General features: G+C 56.2%; 16 protein-coding genes. 14 read left to right on the top strand and 2 right to left on the bottom strand.

Annotation, left to right across the window (positions count from 1 at the left end; translation table 11 throughout):
• Positions 1 to 10 precede the first annotated feature (10 nt).
• The 9 genes from rimM to ACT3RP_RS04495 all read left to right on the top strand — a co-directional run bounded on the left by rimM (position 11) and on the right by ACT3RP_RS04495 (position 9,076).
• Entirely contained in the window at positions 11 to 580 is a 570-nt protein-coding gene (gene rimM, locus ACT3RP_RS04535) for a ribosome maturation factor RimM (RefSeq protein ID WP_444624423.1), read from the top strand.
• A gap of 98 nt (positions 581 to 678) precedes the next feature.
• On the top strand, positions 679 to 1,440 hold the full coding sequence (gene trmD / locus ACT3RP_RS04530; protein ID WP_441684552.1) for a tRNA (guanosine(37)-N1)-methyltransferase TrmD: 762 nt from the start codon (positions 679 to 681) through the stop codon (positions 1,438 to 1,440).
• Positions 1,441 to 1,613: 173 nt separating this feature from the next.
• Positions 1,614 to 1,970 (top strand): 50S ribosomal protein L19, encoded by a 357-nt coding sequence (gene rplS / locus ACT3RP_RS04525; RefSeq protein WP_096276061.1) that lies wholly within the window; start codon positions 1,614 to 1,616, stop codon positions 1,968 to 1,970.
• Between the two features lie 151 nt (positions 1,971 to 2,121).
• On the top strand, positions 2,122 to 3,003 hold the full coding sequence (xerD, locus tag ACT3RP_RS04520) for a site-specific tyrosine recombinase XerD (RefSeq protein ID WP_096276059.1): 882 nt from the start codon (positions 2,122 to 2,124) through the stop codon (positions 3,001 to 3,003).
• Positions 2,978 to 3,781: a DsbC family protein gene (locus ACT3RP_RS04515; protein WP_192536227.1), complete on the top strand. Its 804-nt coding sequence runs from the start codon at positions 2,978 to 2,980 to the stop codon at positions 3,779 to 3,781. Before xerD ends, ACT3RP_RS04515 begins: the two co-directional genes overlap by 26 nt.
• 81 nt (positions 3,782 to 3,862) lie before the next feature.
• Positions 3,863 to 5,179, top strand: a complete 1,317-nt coding sequence (locus tag ACT3RP_RS04510) for a homoserine dehydrogenase (protein WP_096276055.1) — start codon at positions 3,863 to 3,865, stop codon at positions 5,177 to 5,179.
• A 6-nt stretch (positions 5,180 to 5,185) separates the two neighbouring features.
• Entirely contained in the window at positions 5,186 to 6,574 is a 1,389-nt protein-coding gene (gene thrC / locus ACT3RP_RS04505; RefSeq protein ID WP_444624424.1) for a threonine synthase, read from the top strand.
• Positions 6,575 to 6,581: 7 nt separating this feature from the next.
• A complete protein-coding gene (locus tag ACT3RP_RS04500; RefSeq protein ID WP_483393360.1) occupies positions 6,582 to 8,393 on the top strand; it encodes a single-stranded-DNA-specific exonuclease RecJ in 1,812 nt (603 codons plus the stop codon).
• Between the two features lie 53 nt (positions 8,394 to 8,446).
• Positions 8,447 to 9,076, top strand: coding sequence for a YitT family protein (locus ACT3RP_RS04495; RefSeq protein ID WP_096276049.1), 630 nt, complete (start codon positions 8,447 to 8,449; stop codon positions 9,074 to 9,076).
• Between the two features lie 60 nt (positions 9,077 to 9,136).
• On the opposite strand, the gene ACT3RP_RS04490 is transcribed toward ACT3RP_RS04495, so the two are convergent.
• Both ACT3RP_RS04490 and ACT3RP_RS04485 read right to left on the bottom strand, forming a co-directional pair.
• Positions 9,137 to 11,422 carry a heavy metal translocating P-type ATPase gene (locus ACT3RP_RS04490; protein WP_483393335.1) on the bottom strand — a complete coding sequence of 762 codons (2,286 nt, stop codon included), beginning with the start codon at positions 11,420 to 11,422 and terminating at the stop codon, positions 9,137 to 9,139.
• Complete coding sequence (locus ACT3RP_RS04485) at positions 11,419 to 11,847, bottom strand: MerR family transcriptional regulator (RefSeq protein WP_096276047.1); 429 nt, start codon at positions 11,845 to 11,847, stop codon at positions 11,419 to 11,421. Before ACT3RP_RS04485 ends, ACT3RP_RS04490 begins: the two co-directional genes overlap by 4 nt.
• Positions 11,848 to 12,126: 279 nt before the next feature.
• On the opposite strand from ACT3RP_RS04485, the gene ACT3RP_RS04480 reads away from it, so the two are divergent.
• From ACT3RP_RS04480 to ACT3RP_RS04460, 5 genes are all read left to right on the top strand, one after another.
• Positions 12,127 to 13,506 carry an OmpP1/FadL family transporter gene (locus tag ACT3RP_RS04480; protein ID WP_096276045.1) on the top strand — a complete coding sequence of 460 codons (1,380 nt, stop codon included), beginning with the start codon at positions 12,127 to 12,129 and terminating at the stop codon, positions 13,504 to 13,506.
• A gap of 165 nt (positions 13,507 to 13,671) precedes the next feature.
• A protein-coding gene (gene prfB / locus ACT3RP_RS04475) for a peptide chain release factor 2 (protein ID WP_096276043.1) occupies positions 13,672 to 14,770 on the top strand; the annotation gives its coding sequence in 2 pieces (ribosomal slippage) (positions 13,672 to 13,746 and positions 13,748 to 14,770; 1,098 coding nt in all).
• Positions 14,771 to 14,804: 34 nt separating this feature from the next.
• Positions 14,805 to 16,343: a lysine--tRNA ligase gene (gene lysS / locus ACT3RP_RS04470; RefSeq protein ID WP_441684523.1), complete on the top strand. Its 1,539-nt coding sequence runs from the start codon at positions 14,805 to 14,807 to the stop codon at positions 16,341 to 16,343.
• A gap of 84 nt (positions 16,344 to 16,427) precedes the next feature.
• Positions 16,428 to 16,808, top strand: coding sequence for a hypothetical protein (locus ACT3RP_RS04465; RefSeq protein ID WP_096276039.1), 381 nt, complete (start codon positions 16,428 to 16,430; stop codon positions 16,806 to 16,808).
• Between the two features lie 231 nt (positions 16,809 to 17,039).
• Positions 17,040 to 18,443, top strand: coding sequence for an MFS transporter (locus tag ACT3RP_RS04460; protein ID WP_483393334.1), 1,404 nt, complete (start codon positions 17,040 to 17,042; stop codon positions 18,441 to 18,443).
• Positions 18,444 to 18,478: the final 35 nt, after the last annotated feature.

Raw genomic sequence — 18,478 nt, 5'->3', positions numbered from 1 at the left:
GAGGTCGTCAATGACGCGTTCTGAACTGAGTCAAAAGCTAAGCCAAGAACTAAGCCAAACTGACGACACGCATGTGGTGCTAGGCAAGCTGACTAGCCCTTATGGGGTGAAAGGTTGGCTGAAGGTGTATTCCTATACTAGCCCGATGGACAGCATTCTCGAATACCCGGAATGGTGGGTGCGCCAAGGCGAAACGCTTAAGCGCATAAGCATTGTTCAGGGGCGTCGGCAGGGCAAAGGCGTTGTGGTGCAACTGCAGGGCGTTGATGACCGTGATGCGGCTGAAGCATTGGCCCAAACGGACATTCTGATGCCTAAAGAAGCACTGCCCGAGCTTTCTGACGACGAATACTATTGGCATGAGCTTGAAGGCATGGCGGTCTTCACTCAGGCCGGCGAGCGGCTCGGGCGGGTAAGCTACCTGTTTGAAACCGGCGCCAACGATGTCATGGTGGTTCGCGGTGATCAGGATGCGATCGACATGCGTGAGCGGCTGCTGCCGTTTTTACCAGACGATGTCATTGTCAAAATCAGTCTCGACGAGGGCCGCATGGTCGTCAATTGGGATCCTGAGTTTTGAGAGAGCTGAGTAAGCTGAGCGAGTTGGATACGCTGAACAATGATGTGCCGTCCGACTCAAGTGAGCCGGTCACTGGTGAAAACCTAGCAACGCCTGCAATGTGGATTGGTGTGGTGTCGTTGTTTCCCGAGATGTTTGATGCGCTAACGCAACAAGGCGTGGTCGGCAGAGCGGTAGATAAACAGCGTATCGCACTGGAATTTTGGAATCCGCGGGATTATGCCACTGACCGCCACCGCAGCGTTGATGACCGCCCCTATGGCGGTGGTCCTGGGATGTTGATGAAAGTCGATACCCTGCGCGCAGCGATTTTTGCAGCCCGTGAGCGGGCACAGCAAGCCACCGGCCAAGTGCCGACGGTGATCTACCTGTCGCCTCAAGGGCGTAAGCTAGATCAGCAGGGCGTTCAAGCACTAGCTTGTGCCGGACCACTAGTGGTCGTGGCCGGGCGCTATGAAGGCATTGACGAGCGCGTGGTAGAAAGTGACATCGATGAAGAATGGTCAATTGGTGACTATGTGCTGAGCGGCGGTGAGCTGCCAGCGATGGTGCTGATTGATGCGGCGGCAAGGCTGATTCCCGGCGTGCTGGGCCATCAGGATTCCGCTGTCGAAGACTCGTTTAATGACGGTCTGTTAGACTGCCCGCACTATACCCGTCCAGAGGTTATTGACGGGCGCCAAGTGCCCGATGTGCTGTTAAGCGGTAATCATGCAGCCATCAAGCGCTGGCGGTTAAAGCAGTCGCTAGGCCGGACATGGCAGCGTCGTCCGGATATGTTAGAAGGGCGGCCGTTAGATGCCGAACAGCGCAAGCTGTTGAATGAGTTTATCGAGGAACACGCGCTGTCGACTCAGTAGGCGTTTGCCCACTCAGTAGGCCAGGGCGGCGGTGCAGGGCGAACAAGGCAGCAAGCCTGCGTACCTGTGTCACCCATAACGACTCCCGCGCAGCTTGTTTCGAGCGCCGGGATCACGGCTTCCGCCTCCCATGATTGAGCGGTCAAGCCATTACGTTATTCAGGAGTATGATGATGAGCAGTAAATGCAAAGTGATCCAGGCGATCGAATCTGAGCAAATGGGCAAAGAAATTCCTCCCTTTGCCCCCGGCGATACTATTGTCGTTCAGGTAAAAGTAAAAGAAGGTACTCGCGAGCGTCTTCAGGCATTTGAAGGTGTGGTCATCGGTAAGCGTAACCGTGGCCTGAACTCCGCATTCACCGTGCGTAAAATTTCTCACGGTGTTGGCGTTGAGCGTACTTTCCAGACCTACAGCCCGTTAGTTGACTCGCTTGAAGTCAAACGTCGCGGCGACGTGCGTCAAGCCAAACTGTACTACCTGCGCGAGCGCAGCGGTCGTTCAGCACGTATCAAGGAAAAATTGGCTTAATCGCCACTGTTCCACAGGTGCTCGCTGTTTTCGGACATGCGTAGCGTCTGGATACCAAAACCCCGTCACCGCTTTGCGGGGCGGGGTTTTGTCTATAGAGCAGGTGCTTTGCGTAGTCACGCTAAAGCAGGCGCCGGGAGATGGCTAACGTATGAGCGTTATTGATGCTTTTTTGGATGCCCTGTGGTTAGAGCAAGGGGCTAGCGACCATACTTTAGCGGCCTATCGACGTGATTTAACCGCGTGGCAAAATCATCTGGACACGCACGGTGAGGCGCTGTTGGCACCGCCGCCTGAGCGGCTCAGAGAATGGCTTTCCAGCCGCCGTGAGCAAGGATACCAGTTACGTAGCACCGCCCGGCTACTATCGACCTTGCGTAGTTTTTACCGCTGGGGCCGTCTGAATAATCAGGTGGCGAGCGATCCTCTAACGGATATCAAGCTGCCGCGTGTGATCCCCGGATTGCCCAACACGCTGGATGAGGACGAGGTAGAGCGGCTGCTGATGGCGCCCGATACGGATACGCCGCTAGGAGTACGCGACCGCGCCATGCTTGAGCTGCTTTACGCCTGTGGCCTGCGAGTTTCTGAGCTGGTAGGACTCACCGGTGACGCGGTCAATCTTCGCCAAGGGGTGGTGCGAGTACGCGGTAAGGGCGATAAAGATCGCCTAGTGCCCATGGGCGAAGAGGCCGCCGATTGGATAGCTCACTACATGCAGACCGCGCGGCTTGCTTTAATGAGCGACCCAACGCGTCCGGCGCTGTTTCCTGGGCGCGCCGACAAAGCCATGACACGGCAAACGTTTTGGCACCGTATTAAAGTTCATGCGATAACGGCTGGGATTACCCGGCCGCTGTCACCGCATACGCTACGTCACGCATTTGCGACCCATTTATTGAATCATGGGGCCAATTTGAGAGTCGTACAGCTGTTGCTGGGTCATAGCGACTTGTCGACGACCCAAATTTATACCCATGTAGCCCAAGCACGCTTGGAAAGCCTACATGCAGAACACCACCCACGAGGTTGAATTGATGATGCGTCAACGCCATTTTTTAGCACTGCCTTTACTGTCTCCTTTCTCAATGATGACGCTGCTGATAGCGGGTAGCCTATTGCCTGTGGCTGCTCAAGCCGATGACGTGGCAGACCGTTTAGCTGGCTCACTGAGCGTTAATGGTCAATCGATGCCTGTCGAAGCGGTTACTGAAACGCCCATGGATGGTATCTATCATGTGCGGCTGGAAAGTGGCGAGTCCTTCTACTCGAACGCTGACGGTAGCTACTTTTTGCTTGGCGACCTGTATGAAAATGCGCCCAGCGGACTGATTAACTTAACGGAACAGGCGCAAAACCAAGAGCGCGCCGATGCGTTAGCGGCCGTGCCGGAAAGCGAGCGAGTCGTATTCCGCGGTGCCGCAGAGCCTAAGGCGACCATCGTGGTGTTTACTGACCCGACCTGCCCTTACTGCGCGCGTTTGCACGACACTATTCCCGAGCTCAATGAGCGCGGTATCGCCGTTCACTACATGGCCTTTCCTCGCGCCGGTATGAATAGCGCCGCTGCCACCACTCTGCAGCAGGTGTGGTGTTCGGATAACCGCAGCGAAGCGATGACCCAGGCCAAAGAAGGTCAGAGTATTGCTAGCTCGGCAAGCTGCGACAATCCCGTCGCCGGGCAGTATGATTTGGGCAAAGCATTGGGTGTGCAGGGTACGCCCGCCATTATTTTACCTGATGGGCAGCTAGTGCCTGGATTTGTGCCCCCCGAGCGGCTCACCGCCATGTTAGGCTTAGACGACGAATAACGTCACCGACAGCAAAGACTGCTGAGACTCCAAATTTAAGACCCGACACTGACGGGTGCGAACTGTGAAAGGGGAAGTATTTTGAAACCGGTAAGAGTAGGTATTTGTGGTTTAGGCACTGTCGGTGGCGGCACCTTTAACGTATTGACCCGCAATGCCGACGATATTGCGCGTCGTGCTGGCCGTCCTATTGTGATTGAACAGGTCGCTCACCGCAGTATTCACCCTGACTGCGATATTACCGGCATCAATGCCACCTCTGACGTGTTTGAAGTTGCCACTAACCCCAATGTGGATGTCCTGGTTGAGCTGATTGGCGGCTACGATATGGCTCGCGAACTCGTGCTGACCGCCATTGCTAATGGCAAGCACGTGGTCACGGCCAATAAAGCGTTGATTGCCGTGCACGGTAATGAAATTTTCAAAGCCGCCCATGAAAAGGGCGTGATTGTGGCATTTGAAGCCGCCGTTGCCGGCGGCATTCCCGTGATTAAATCGCTGCGCGAAGGCTTAGGTGCCAACCGCATCGAATGGGTGGCCGGCATTATCAACGGCACCGGCAACTACATTCTTACCCATATGCGCGACGAAGGCCGTGCCTTTGAAGACGTGCTCGCTGAAGCACAAGCGTTAGGCTACGCCGAATCCGACCCCACTTTTGATGTGGAAGGCATCGACGCCGCGCATAAGCTGACTATTTTGGCCTCTATCGCCTATGGCGTGCCGCTGCAGTTTGAGCGCGCTTTCACCGAAGGCATTTCGCGAATCACCTCTGAAGATATTGAGCAGGCCGATAATCTAGGCTATGTCATCAAGCACTTGGGTATCTCCAAACGCACCGACCAAGGGCTTGAACTGCGTGTTCATCCCACGCTGATCCCCAAAGAGCGCCTGCTGGCCAATGTGCATGGCGTTAAAAATGCCATTGCGGTCATGGGCGATGCGGTTGGCCCAACGCTTTACTACGGCGCGGGTGCTGGCGCTGAGCCAACAGCGTCGGCAGTGGTTGCCGACTTACTTGACGTGGCCCGGGATATCGCCACGGATCACCGCTATCGCGTGCCTTATCTGGCGTTCAGCGGTATCGATGACGATGTCAGCCAACTGCCCATCATGCCGATGGAAGATATCACCACGGCGTACTACCTGCGCCTGCTGGCCGTCGACCGCCCAGGCGTGTTGGCACGCGTGGCAACCATTCTTGCTGAGCAGGGCATCTCGATCGAGGCGCTGATTCAAAAAGAAGCCACCGAAGGCGAGCTGGTGCCGATTATTCTGCTGACGCATCGCACCAAAGAGAAACAGATGAACGAAGCCATTCGTGAAATCGAAGCAATGGCTGATATCGCTGGGCCGCTGACGCGTATTCGTGTGGAAAGCCTGGACGAAGGGGAGTAAGCCAAGATGCGCTATATCAGCACGCGTGGGCAGGCGCCCGCACTGTCTTTTGAAGAAGTAGTGCTCACCGGTATGGCCAGTGATGGTGGGCTGTACGTACCAGAAACGCTGCCTGAGTTTTCCCGCGAAGAGCTCGCCGATATGGCCGGGCTCTCCTATGCCGAGATCGCCTTTCGGGTGATGAAGCCGTTTGTGAATGGCGAAATCGATGATGCGACGTTCAAGCGTATCGTTACCGAAGCCTACGCAACGTTTAATCACGATGCGGTAGTGCCGCTCAAGCAGCTCGATGCCAATCACTTTTTGCTTGAACAGTTTCATGGCCCCACTCTGGCGTTTAAAGACGTAGCGCTGCAGCTGCTAGGTCGCCTGCTGGATCACTTCCTGAAAAAGCGCGGCGAGCGCGCGGTGATCATGGGAGCCACATCTGGCGATACTGGGTCGGCGGCGATTGAAGGCTGCCGCCACTGCGACAACCTGGATATCTTTATCCTGCACCCGCACAACCGCGTGTCGGAAGTGCAGCGTCGTCAAATGACCTCGGTGCTGGCCAACAACGTCTTCAATATTGCCATTGAGGGCAATTTCGATGACGCCCAGGCGATGGTGAAAGCGAGCTTCGCCGATCAAACCTTCTTGAACGGGACTCGCCTGGTCGCGGTGAACTCGATCAACTGGGCGCGCATTATGGCGCAGATCGTTTACTACATTGCGTCGGGCGTTGCGCTAGGCGCGCCGCATCGTGAGGTGAGTTTCTGCGTACCGTCGGCTAACTTTGGCAACGTATTTGCAGGCTACATGGCCTACAAAATGGGGCTGCCGGTGAAGCAGTTCATCATTGCCACCAATGCCAACGATATTCTGCATCGCACCTTAGCGGCCAACGACTTCTCCAAAAAAGAGCTGGCGGCGACGCTAGCGCCTTCCATGGACATCGTGGTGTCGTCTAACTTTGAACGCCTGCTGTTTGACGCCTATGACCGCGACGGCCTGGCCGTGGCGGCGCTGCTTGAACGTTTTCAGCAGGAGCCTACCGCCTTAGCGGATGCGCCGCTGGCCAAGCTGCGCGAGAAGTTTGCAAGCTACAGCGTGGACGATACAACCATTCTGGAAGCGATCCGTGACGCCCATAAACGTACGGGCGAAATGCTTGATCCGCATACCGCTACCGGCTATTGGGCCGCTGAGCGTGCCCGTGCGGACCAATCAACGCCGATGATTACGCTGGCGACTGCGCACCCGGCCAAATTTGCTGAAGCCGTGGTGAAAGCGGGCTTCCTCGGCGTGCCGTTGCCGCCGCACATGGACGATCTGCTTGAGCGCGAAGAGCGTTACACCGTGCTGCCCGCCGAGCTTGCCGCCGTGCAGCAGTATGTCGCTGAACATCGTCGTTGAACCGTTAATGAACGCCGTGAATGAGTTGCCTAACGACGCGCTGCCCCCTAGTACAACCAGGCCGCGCTTGGAGCCTCGTCCACTGGACGAGGAACTCTACGCGCGCGCGCAAGCAGAGGGCCTAAGTGAGCTGCAGGCGCGCTTGCTAGCCTCACGCTTGCCGGGCTATAGCGGTGAGCTTGCGCCGTTAATCGCACCCAGCCTGCGGTATTTGGCTCACCCTGAGAAGCTTGTCGACGGCCGCCGCGCCGCCGAACGCATCGCCCAGGCGGTCGCCGAAGGCGAGGCCATTGGCATTCTTACCGATTACGACGTCGACGGAATCACGTCGCACGTGGTGATTCGGCGCACGCTAGTGGAGCTATTCGGCGTGCCGGAAGGCAAATTGCACAGTTTGATTGGCCATCGTATTAACGACGGCTACGGCATTAGTCTGCCGCTGGTGGAACGCACGCTCGCACTTAAGCCTTTTCCAACGCTGGTGATCACTGCCGACTGCGGTAGCTCCGATGAGCCGCGTATTGCACGCCTCAAAGCAGCGGGTATCGACGTAGTGGTCAGCGACCACCACGCGCTGCCGGTGGAAGGCCCGCCCTCGTCGGCCTATGCCTGTGTAAATCCGACCCGCAATGACTGTGACTATCCCGACAAAACGATTGCCGGGTGTATGGTGGCATGGCTGCTGATGTCGCTTGCACGCGGCGTATTGATCGAGTGGGGCGCGCTGCCAGAATCGACGCCCAAGCTTTCGCCCTGGCTTTCCTACGTGGCGCTAGGCACGGTAGCTGACTGCGTCTCGCTGGGCGGCAGCCCCGCTAACCGCGCAGTGGTCAGCCAGGGCTTAACACTGATTAATCGTATGGATGCGGCCTGCTGGCGCGCTATGGCCACGCGCTTAGGCGCTGACAGCGTGCCGTTTAATGCCGAGACACTGGCGTTTCAGATGGGGCCGCGTATCAACGCGCGTTCGCGGCTTGATGATCCCTACGCGGCGCTGCATTTTATGCTTGCTGAAAGTGATGCCGTTGCCAATCGTCAGCTCGACGTGTTGGATCAGGATAACCAGTCGCGCAAGGCCATTGAGGCGGATATGGCTGCCGAAGCGCGCACCCTCGCGGTGAGTGCACTGTCCGCTGACGAGCCTGCCGTCATAGTGCTGCTGGAAGATGGTCACCCTGGTGTGCAGGGCATCGTTGCCTCGCGATTAGTGCAGGCCTACGGGCGCCCGGCATTGGTGCTTACCAAGGCCGCGACCCCCGGCATGCTCACCGGCTCTGGTCGCTCAATCGATGGGCTGCATCTGCGCGATGCCCTGCAGCGTACTTATGAGCTTGCTCCCGAGGCGCTGCCGCGCTTTGGTGGTCATAGTGGCGCAGCGGGCGTTGGCGTGCCTCGGAGCCAGCTTGATGCTTTTAAGGCGGCTTTCTTGCAGGCAGTCAACGAGCAGTTGGGAGGGCGAACGCTTTACCCGCGCTTATGGACCGACGGTGAGCTTTCCACCGCACAGCTTTCGCTGACAACGCTAAAAGAGATTGAAATGCTCGGCCCCTACGGACGTGAATTTGATCCACCGCTGTTTGAAGGGCGCTTTATCGTAGAGGCATTGCGCCCGGTCGGTACCGAGGGCTCGCATCTGATGCTGGAGCTTTCCACCGGTCCGGTAACCTGCAAAGCCATCTGGTTTCGTGCTTTAACGCCCGGTGAGCTGCCTGGTTTCAGCGTGGGGGATACGCTGCACTGCGCCTATAAGCTTAATCGTAACCGCTGGCGCGGCCGCGAATCACTTCAATTGATGGTCGAACACGCCAGCGCTATTTAAACCGTCCCACAAACTCGTAAACCCCCAACAACCTCCAAGTAAGGTCGCCCCTTATGCGCGTGGAAGATTTACCCAAAGACCAGCATCGTCCTTATGAAGATCTCATGGCGATGCTGCTGGGCACGTTTTTTGTTGCGCTGGGCGTCACCTTCTACACCCATGCGGTGCTTCTCACGGGCAGCACCGCGGGTCTGGCGCTGTTGCTGAGCTATATGACCAGTAGCGTCACCGGCTGGGGCTTTGGGGTGTACTTTTTTGCCATTAACCTGCCGTTTTATTATTTGGCCGTTAAGCGTATGGGCTGGAGTTTCACGCTGCGTACCTTTGCTGCGATTGGTTTGGTCTCGCTGTTTTCGGAACTCACCCAAGGCTGGGTGCAGTTTGCTAACGTGCCTTCGCTCTATGCTGCGTTAATGGGTGGTGCGTTAATGGGCATTGGCATGCTGATGCTATTTCGCCACCGCACCAGTCTTGGTGGTATTAATATTTTGGCGCTTTATCTACAGGATAAACACGGCCTGCGCGCAGGCTATGTTCAACTGGCAATCGATGGCGTCATTTTACTGATTGCATTGACACAGCTACCGTTAGATCGCGTGGGCTACTCGGTGCTGGGGGCGCTGACGCTCAATCTGATTATCGCCTTGAATCATAAGCCAGGGCGCTATATCGGCGTCAGTTGAGCCAGAACCACCACACAATCAGCGCGATGGCACCCAGCCCTGCGAGGTTAACCAATATACTCATGAGGCAATCTCCGGGTTGTCTGATTTCCATAGCCGTAAACGGTTGGCGTTACTCACCACGGTGATGGAAGAGAGCGACATCGCTGCTCCGGCGATCATTGGCGAGAGCAAAGTGCCGGTGAGCGGGTAGAGCACGCCGGCGGCGATGGGAATACACAGCAGGTTATAGCCAAACGCGCCCACCAGGTTTTGTTTGATATTACGCAGCGTTGCCCGGCTTATCTCAATGGCGGACGCCACTCCGTGTAGCGAGCCGCGTATTAGCGTTATGCCCGCACTCTCAATCGCTACGTCGGTGCCTTGACCAATGGCAAAGCCTACATTTGCCCGGGCCAAGGCGGGCGCATCATTAATGCCATCGCCCACCATGCCAACGATTTCTCCCGCCTTTTGCCGCCGCTCAATCTCGGCATGCTTTTCTTCAGGCAATAGACCCGCACGATACTCGTCAATACCCACTTCCTGAGCAACTGCCTTGGCGGTGTGCTCGTTATCACCAGTGAGCATCACAATGGTCAAGCCGTCTTTTTGTAGACGTTTGATGGCGGCCACGGTGTCGCGACGCAGAGGGTCGCTAATACCAAACAGGGCGGCCAGTTTGCCATCTATCGCTAAGTACACCAGCGTGCGGGCCTGCGCTTCCAGAGTGCGGGCTTGGCCCTCACCCGCATGGAGATCCACCCCCGCTTCCGTCAGTAGGCGAGCATTGCCCAGTAATAGTGATTTGCCATCGGCAGTTTGCGCCTTCACGCCACCCCCGGTCACACTATCGAAATGCTCAATCTCAGCGGTTGGAGCGTTATGTTCTTCGGCGTAATACATCAGCGCCGTTGCCAGCGGATGTTCGGAGCCTTGCTCCAGTGCGAACACCCATCCCAGTGCGGTGGATTGCTCGGTGTCAAACATCTGTACATCAGTGACGCTGGGCTTGCCTTGGGTCAGCGTGCCGGTCTTATCGACGACTAGCGTGGTGAGCTTGCTGGCGGTTTGCAGCGCTTCGCCGTTGCGCACCAGTACTCCGTACTCTGCCGCTTTGCCAACGCCGATCATGGTCGAGATGGGCGTTGCCAGGCCCAGCGCGCAGGGACAGGCAATGATTAGCACGGTGGTCGCCGTGACCAGCATATGGATGACCAGCGGTGCCGGCCCCAGGTTGAACCAGGTCAGCGCCGTGAGCACGGCAATGATCATGACCGAAGGGACAAATACGCTGGAGACCTGATCGGCGAGTTCGCCAATCGGTGGGCGCGAGTTCTGGGCACTCGCCACCTGTTCGGTAATCTGCCCAAGCCGAGTGTCGGCGCCTACTCGCGTTGCTTGATACACCAGCCCGCCACGACCATTCACCGTGCCAGCGCTGACGTCATCACCAACGTGCTTGGCAACCGGCACCGGTTCGCCAGTAAGCATAGACTCATCAATATGGCTTTGGCCTTCGGTCACCTGGCCGTCTACCGGTAGGCGTTCGCCGGGGCGTACCCGAATATGATCGCCTGTGCGCACATCATCAATCGCAACCTCCTGCTCCTGGCCGTCGCGGATAATCCGCGCCGTGCGGCTTTGCAGATCGAGTAGGCGCTTTAAAGCATTGCTGGTACGACCGCGCGCGCGTAGTTCCAGGGCATTGCCGAGCAGAATCAGCCCGATCACCATCGCAGAGGCTTCAAAATAGATACCCTGAGCCACCTCCGGTAGCCACGGTGCGAGCAGCACCACTGCCATGGAGTAAAGCCAGGCGGTGCCAGTTCCCATGGCAATCAGCGTATCCATATTGGCCTGATGATGTTTTACGCTCTTCCAAGCATTGACGAAGAAGTGACGCCCGGGAAAGGCCATGACGGCTAGCGTGAGCAGGCCAACGACTAGCCAATAAAGACGCCCCATGCCCACTGGGTGAGGGTGAAAAAAGAACATGCTCAGCATGAGAGGAATCGCTAAGGCTAGCGAAGCAGCGCTGCCGCGTAGCCGCTGCTGATAGGTCTTGGCATCGTGCTCTGCGCGAGTACGCTCGGCGTCAGCCATGTCCACAATAGGTGCCGCGCTATAGCCCGCCGCTTCAACGGCGGCGATTAATGCTTGGCTTTCCGCGCTGCCAACTACCTGCGCAGAGTGGGTGCCGAAATTCACGCTGGCGGTGTCGACGCCATCGGTATGCTCAAGCGCTTTCTGAACACTTTTTACACAGCCCGCACAGGACATGCCGCTGATCGCTAAACGCTGCTTTTTCACCGTGTGCTGGGCATTGCCGGTAGCATCGCGGATGACGCTCAACGAGTTGCTCATGGTGTCTCCTGGCTAGACGCTGGCGCTGGAAAGCTTTCAATCAAGCGGCATACGCTGTGTCCGTCAGGCGTGCCGTCGGGCATGTTTTGCCAGCTCACGAGGGCATGCTCCATGCGCTCGGCCAGCGCTTCCAGTTCAGCAATGCGGGCGCGAATGAGAGGTAGGCGGCTGGTGAGCAGATCACGCACCAGCGGGCAGGGGGAGTCGCCCTGGTCGGCGTGGGAAAGTATGTCGCGGATTTCAGCGACGCTAAAACCTAGCTTGCGCGCCCGCTGAATAAAGCGCAGCCGCTCTAAGTCGGTATCTGAAAACAGCTGATAGCCGTTATCCGGGTGGCGCTGCGGGGCCAGCAGCTGCTCGCGGGCGTAATGGCGCACGGTCTCTGCGGTGACGCCGCCACGTTTGGCAAGCTCATTCACTTTCATGGCCGTCTCCCTCATCTAATAAGCGAATCGTTGGATTGCATCATGCTTTTAAGTGTAAAACCTATGGGTGACCCACAGGTCAAGCTGGGCTTAGTGAATGAGTGAAAATAACTAAAACACTGATTTAAAACGATCGTACGACTAATGTATAAGCGAAAAATGAAATAAAACGCTCGTTTACTCTTGATCCTTTAGCGTAGTTGCGAGAAAACAGTCATGTAAAAAATAACGAAGTTGGATCGTCTGTATCCATCGGATCATTGGGAAGAGAGGCTCGCTATGAACAATACATTTAAGAATAATAAAGTTAAGAGCAATAAATTTAATAAGCTCACCCTGGCTGCTGCCATCACAGCCGCCTTCGCCAGCCAAGCCCACGCGGGCGGGTATCAAATCAACGAACAGAGTGTAAGCGGGCAGGGTTACGGCCATGCTGGGCGCAGTTCTAACATCAACGATGCCTCTATTGTTTATGGCAACCCGGCGGGCATGTCATTTTTAGATCGTGCCCAAATCACCGTGGGTGGAACCTATTTAAATGTAAATACGGATCTTTCAAATGTGGAGGCTACCCGTAATATCGACTCCGGCGTTGCCCTCGGCGGTGCGCCTAATGGCAATCAAATTCCTCTGGGCAGTATTCCCGGCGGTAACGATGGCGATATGGTGCCGGGTACTTTCATTCCCTTTGCCTTCTATGCACAGCCCGTTACTGATCAGCTAGCGTTTGGGTTTGGGGTGTACGCGCCGTTTGGCTCTAAAACCGAGTATGAAGATGACTTCCAAGGCCGCTACTTTGGTGATTACACCGAAGTGACGGTAGTCAGTGCCCAGCCGACGGTGTCTTATCGCTTTAACGATCAATGGGCGGTCGGCGCTGGTGTTACTTATAACCGGGTAGAAGGCGAGCTGCGCCGCCAGTTGCCCTCAAGCCCCGCTTTTGATGCCGCTGGCGATATCGATTCGCGCGTTGAAGGTGACGACGAGGCGTGGGGTTATAACTTAGGCGTTATTTATCGCCCGGTAGCTGAAACGACGCTGGGTCTGACTTACCGCTCAAAAGTAGATTACAACTTGGAAGGCAGTTTTAGTGCGACCGATCCTATGGGTAACGTGGTGCGTGCTGATTCAGCAAGCCTCAATCTAACCACGCCTGAGACGGTTAACCTCTCGCTGACGCAGCAGATGACGGATCGTCTTAAGTTGATGTTTGGCGCTTCATGGGTGCGCTGGAGTCAATTTGATGAGATTTTGGTCAGAGGCAGTCAGGGCGACCAAATCACTCAAGAGCCACAAAATTATTCAAACGCATGGGCATTTGCCACCGGCGGTGAATATCAGCTAACGCCTACCTTGGCGTTGCGTGCAGGGGTGTCACTGGACTTTACGCCGACCAATGATGAAGACCGCAGCGTACGTATTCCTTCGGATGATCGGCGTATCTTCTCGCTGGGGGCAGGTTGGAGCCCAACGCCTGACATGACGCTAGACTTTGCGTACTCTTACCTGACTGAGCGCGGCACTTTTGTGGAGCAGGAGCGTAATGACCTGCTAGCCAGCGCTGCCACGGGGGGCGCGGCCATCGGTGGAGCGAATTATTCGGCAGACTACAAAAACGAAGCCCATGGCTTTGGCGCTCAGCTGACCTATCGCTTTTAAGCCACAGAGAAGGCTAAGCCTCATCGAAACCCGGCGCACGCCGGGTTTTTTATTGCCCTGACGCTGGCCATTGGATGCGGGGCGGGTCGGCTTTCGTTACACTATGCGCTTTTCTGATCGATACACCTCTGTTCGATCCGATGCAGACCACGCTAGGGCAATCCCATGTTGGAAACCAACCCGATTCATAACCAGATCAAGGACCTGTCTGAGCGGACAGACGTTCTTAGGGGGTATCTTTGACTATGCCGAAAAGCAAGATCGGCTAGAAGAGGTCACCCGCGAACTGGAAGACCCCAATGTCTGGAACGATCCGGCCTATGCGCAGAAACTGGGCAAAGAGCGCGCCTCTCTTGAGGCCATTGTGGCCACCATTGATGATCTCGACCAGGGCTTAGGCGATAGCCGAGACCTGCTAGAGTTGGCTGAAATGGAGGACGACGAAGGCACGGTTGATGAAGTGCGCAAAGAGCTAGACAGCCTGCAGGCTGCGCTTGAAAAGCTTGAGTTCCGGCGCATGTTTTCTGGTGATATGGATCAAAATAACGCCTATCTGGATATTCAGTCTGGCTCTGGCGGCACCGAAGCGCAGGACTGGGCGAATATTTTGCTGCGCATGTACCTGCGCTGGGCGGAAAGCCACGGCTTTAAAGCCGATATCAGCGAAATTTCTGCCGGTGAAGTGGCCGGTATTAAGTCGGCAACGGTACATATCCAGGGCGATTATGCGTTTGGCTGGCTGCGTACCGAAACTGGCGTGCATCGTTTAGTGCGCAAAAGCCCGTTCGACTCAGGCGGCCGCCGGCATACTTCCTTTGCATCGGTCTTTTTATCGCCGGAAATTGACGACAGCTTCGAGGTTGAGATTAATCCCTCGGATCTGCGCGTTGATACCTATCGCTCTAGCGGCGCCGGCGGGCAGCACGTTAACACCACCGATTCTGCGGTACGGATCACTCACGAGCCAACCGGCATCGTCGTGGCCTGCCAAGGGCAGCGCAGCCAGCACGCTAACCGCGACTTTGCTATGAAGCAGCTGAAAGCACGGCTGTGGGAACACGAAATGCAAAAGCGCAATGCAGCCAAGCAGGAAGCCGAGGATTCAAAAGCGGATATCGGCTGGGGTAGCCAGATTCGCTCTTACGTGCTTGACGATCAGCGCATCAAAGATTTGCGTACCAGCGTGCAGTCCAGCAACTGCGATAAGGTGCTCGACGGGGATATTGATCAGTTTATCGTCGCTAGTCTCAAGCAGGGTTTGTAATTTTTTAACGGTTTGATTATCAACAGGGTGCCACATGGCTAACCAAGACGCGTCTGAGCAGCATGGCTCTGAAACACATGGCTCTGAACACCAGGAAAATCATCTGATCGCCGAGCGCCGGGCCAAGCTTGCCGCGCGTCGTGAACTGGCCGCCGAGCAGGGTAAGAGTGCGTTTCCAAATGATTTTCGCCGCGATAGCTTAACCGTCGAGCTGCAAAATAAGCTGGGCGATAAAGAAAAGGCGGATCTTGAGGCGCTTGATCATCACGCCTCGGTGGCGGGGCGAGTCATGCGTCAGCGCGGGCCGTTTATCGTTATTCAGGACGTGGCCGGACAAATCCAGCTGTATGTGGATAAAAAAGGCCTGCCCGCTGATGTGCTAGACGATATTAAAAGCTGGGATATTGGTGACATCGTGGCCGCTCGCGGGCCCGTGCACAAGTCCGGTAAGGGCGATTTGTACGTCATGATGAAAGAGGCCCAGCTACTGACGAAGAGCCTGCGTCCGCTGCCAGATAAGTTTCACGGCTTGACTGATATGGAGGCCCGCTACCGCCAGCGCTATGTGGATCTGATTATGAATCCGCAGTCGCGTAAGGTGTTTGAAACCCGTGCCGCGGTGATCAGTTCCATGCGTCGCTTCTTTGAAACGCGCGGCTTTATGGAAGTAGAAACGCCCATGCTGCAGCCGATTCCTGGCGGTGCCGCAGCGCGTCCTTTCATCACGCACCATAATGCGCTGGATATCGACATGTATCTGCGTATTGCGCCGGAGCTTTATCTCAAACGCTTAGTGGTGGGCGGTTTTGAAAAAGTCTTCGAGATTAACCGCAATTTTCGCAATGAAGGTCTGTCGACGCGCCACAATCCAGAATTCACCATGGTGGAATTCTACTGGGCGTACGCGGATTATCGCGACCTGATCGATATGACCGAAGCGATGTTGCGCACGGCAGCCGAAGAAGTGCTGGGCAGCGCGGTGATTGAATATCAGGGCACTAGCTATGATTTTGGGCAGCCGTTTGATCGTTTGACGCTGCGTCAGGCGATTTTGGATCACGGCGACGGCATTGCTGACAGCGATTTAGATTCACTAGAGGCTGCGCGAGCGGCTGCTGAGAAGCTCGGTATCAAGGTCAAAGAGAGCTGGGGCCTGGGTAAGGTGCAAACAGAGATCTTTGAAGAAGTCGCTGAGCACAAACTCGATCGGCCGACGTTTATTATCGAGTATCCGGCTGAAGTCAGCCCGCTGGCGCGGCGTAATGATGCTAACCCTTTCGTTACCGATCGTTTTGAGTTCTTTGTTGGTGGCCGAGAAATCGCCAACGGATTTTCGGAGCTCAACGACGCCGAAGACCAGGCCGAGCGTTTCCGCGCCCAGTCAGCGGAAAAAGACGCAGGTGACTTGGAGGCAATGTATTACGACGCCGATTACATCCGCGCGTTGGAGTATGGTATGCCGCCTACCGCAGGCGAGGGCATTGGTATCGACCGTCTCGTCATGTTATTTACCGACAGTCCCTCTATCCGTGACGTGCTGCTATTCCCTGCAATGCGCCCTGAAGTGGACTAAACAAATTCTATAGCGGATGAAAAGTTGGTAAGGGCGCGTTATAGCGCCCATAATGGTCAACGTTTCGACGGCGAGGAGAATCCCATGAAACTGCTTAACCGCTCCGCATTGAGCGTCAGGCCGACCCAGCCCTTTGTGGACTGGATCAACGCGCTGGAACCCACCATGGGAGACGACGACCTGACCTTGGACGACGTCGAACGTGAAAGTACCATTTACCTGATTCCTGAGATGGATACGCCGGAAGCGCTGGAAACGTTTGTGCGCGACCGCTACGTGGACATTCTCGAAACGGAGCTGCGCGCGTGGGAAGAGGATGAGGGCCAGTGGCCGGATAAACTCGATTGGGCGCTGTTTCAAGAATTTGTGCGCGTCGAGCACAGCTATCTAGCGATTGATCTTGATGATGAAACCGCGCTTGAAATATCAGAAGTAGATGACGCGCTGCTGTTAGATAGTGAGTAGGCGTAGCATTCGAACGGTATAGGCGCTTTAAAACGCGCTGCGCTAGGCCTAATCCTTACTCGCCGACGTTTGAGGCAGAGCCTAGCATTGGCGCACTTTGAAACCGGCTAAGGCCGGTTTCTTTGTTTCTAAATACTGTGCTTCTAAATGCTGTGTTTCTAAAAACTATGTTTCTAAAAACTGTGTTGTTTTAGCCGTTTCGTTAAGGAACGCTCCTCTAGGAACTTCGCTATGCGATTGTTTGAAAGCCGTCCCGGAGACGATGGCCTGCCAGGCCCTGAGCGCGCTCTGGCGGTGCTGGCGCTGGTCACCGGTACCTTAATGGCGGTGGTCGATACCACGATGATTAACTTGGCGCTGCCGACCATTGCCGCCGATTTAGATGTGCCCGCTTCGCGTGCGGTGTGGATTACCAATCTTTTTCAGGTAGTCTGCGCCGCTTTTCTGCTCGTCTTTGCAGGCATTAGTGAGCTAGTTACTCGCCGCCGGCTGTATCTATTCGGAATAGGGATCTTTGTTGCGGCCTCGTTAGGGGCGGCGCTGTCGCGTAATTTGGAAACGCTGCTTGTTTTTCGTGCCTGCCAGGGGCTAGGCGCCGCGGCGACATTGTCGATAGGCCCATCGCTCTATCGGGCGATTTTTCCTTCGCGCTTGCTCGGCAGTGCGCTTGGCCTCAGCGCGTTAGTGGTCGCGGGTGGCTACGCCGCGGGGCCTACGCTGAGCGGAGTGATTTTATCTTTCGCCGACTGGCCTTGGCTGTTTGCATTAAATGTTCCGCTGGGTATGTGTTCTCTATGGCTAGCAAACCGTGCGTTGCCCCGCGAAAAGCCGCGTCAAGGTAGCTTTGATGTGGCCGGCGCGCTGCTTTCCATGGTGATGCTGGCCAGTCTATTTATCGCCATGGACGCCGTAGGCCACGCCGTGCCGATTTGGCAAAGCGGCGGCTGGGCGCTGCTGGCAGTGCTGGCTTGCGGCGGATTTATTATTCGTCAGCGCCGCGCACCTTACCCGCTGCTGCCGCTTAGCGTCTTTTCTGAGATGCGCTTTACGCTAGCGGTGTCGGCCTCTGGGCTAGCGTTTATTGGCCAAGGGCTGACGTTTGTAGCGCTGTCTTTTTTCTACCAAGAACAGATGGGGTTTACGCCGCTGGAAACCGCATGGCTATTCACGCCTTGGCCGCTTGCCATCATGTTGGTGGGGCCGATTGCAGGGCGTTTAGCGGACCGGATTAACCCCAGCGTGCTGTCGAGCACGGGGCTAGGACTATTAATTGTTGGCCTGATTGCACTGGCATTAGTGGATGAATCAACCGGTGTGGCGGGCAGCCTGTGGCGCACCGCGCTATGTGGGATAGGGTTTGGACTGTTCCAGCCGCCCAATAATCGCGAAATGATGGGCAGCCTGCCATTAGAGCGCAGCTCGAATGTGTCAGGCGTGATGAGCACGACGCGTACCGTTGGCCAGTCATTTGGCGTGGCGATAGTGGGGGCTGCGCTGGCGCTGGGTTGGCCGGTTCAGGTAACGCTATGGCTAGGGGCCGCAACGACGCTGCTGGCATTACTGGCAAGCGTGGCACGTATGCCGCTGGCTCGCCGCGCGTTACACGCACGTCGGGCATCGTCGGCGGGTCACTAAGCGAGTACAATAAAACGGTTTCTGATCTCTAGGAG

The organism is Halomonas sp. AOP5-B2-8 (assembly GCF_052376475.1).
In the GTDB taxonomy this organism is placed as follows: Bacteria; Pseudomonadota; Gammaproteobacteria; order Pseudomonadales; family Halomonadaceae; genus Vreelandella; species Vreelandella casei.
Note: the sequence above shows the minus strand (reverse complement) of the source record. Positions and strands in the feature narration are given on the sequence as shown.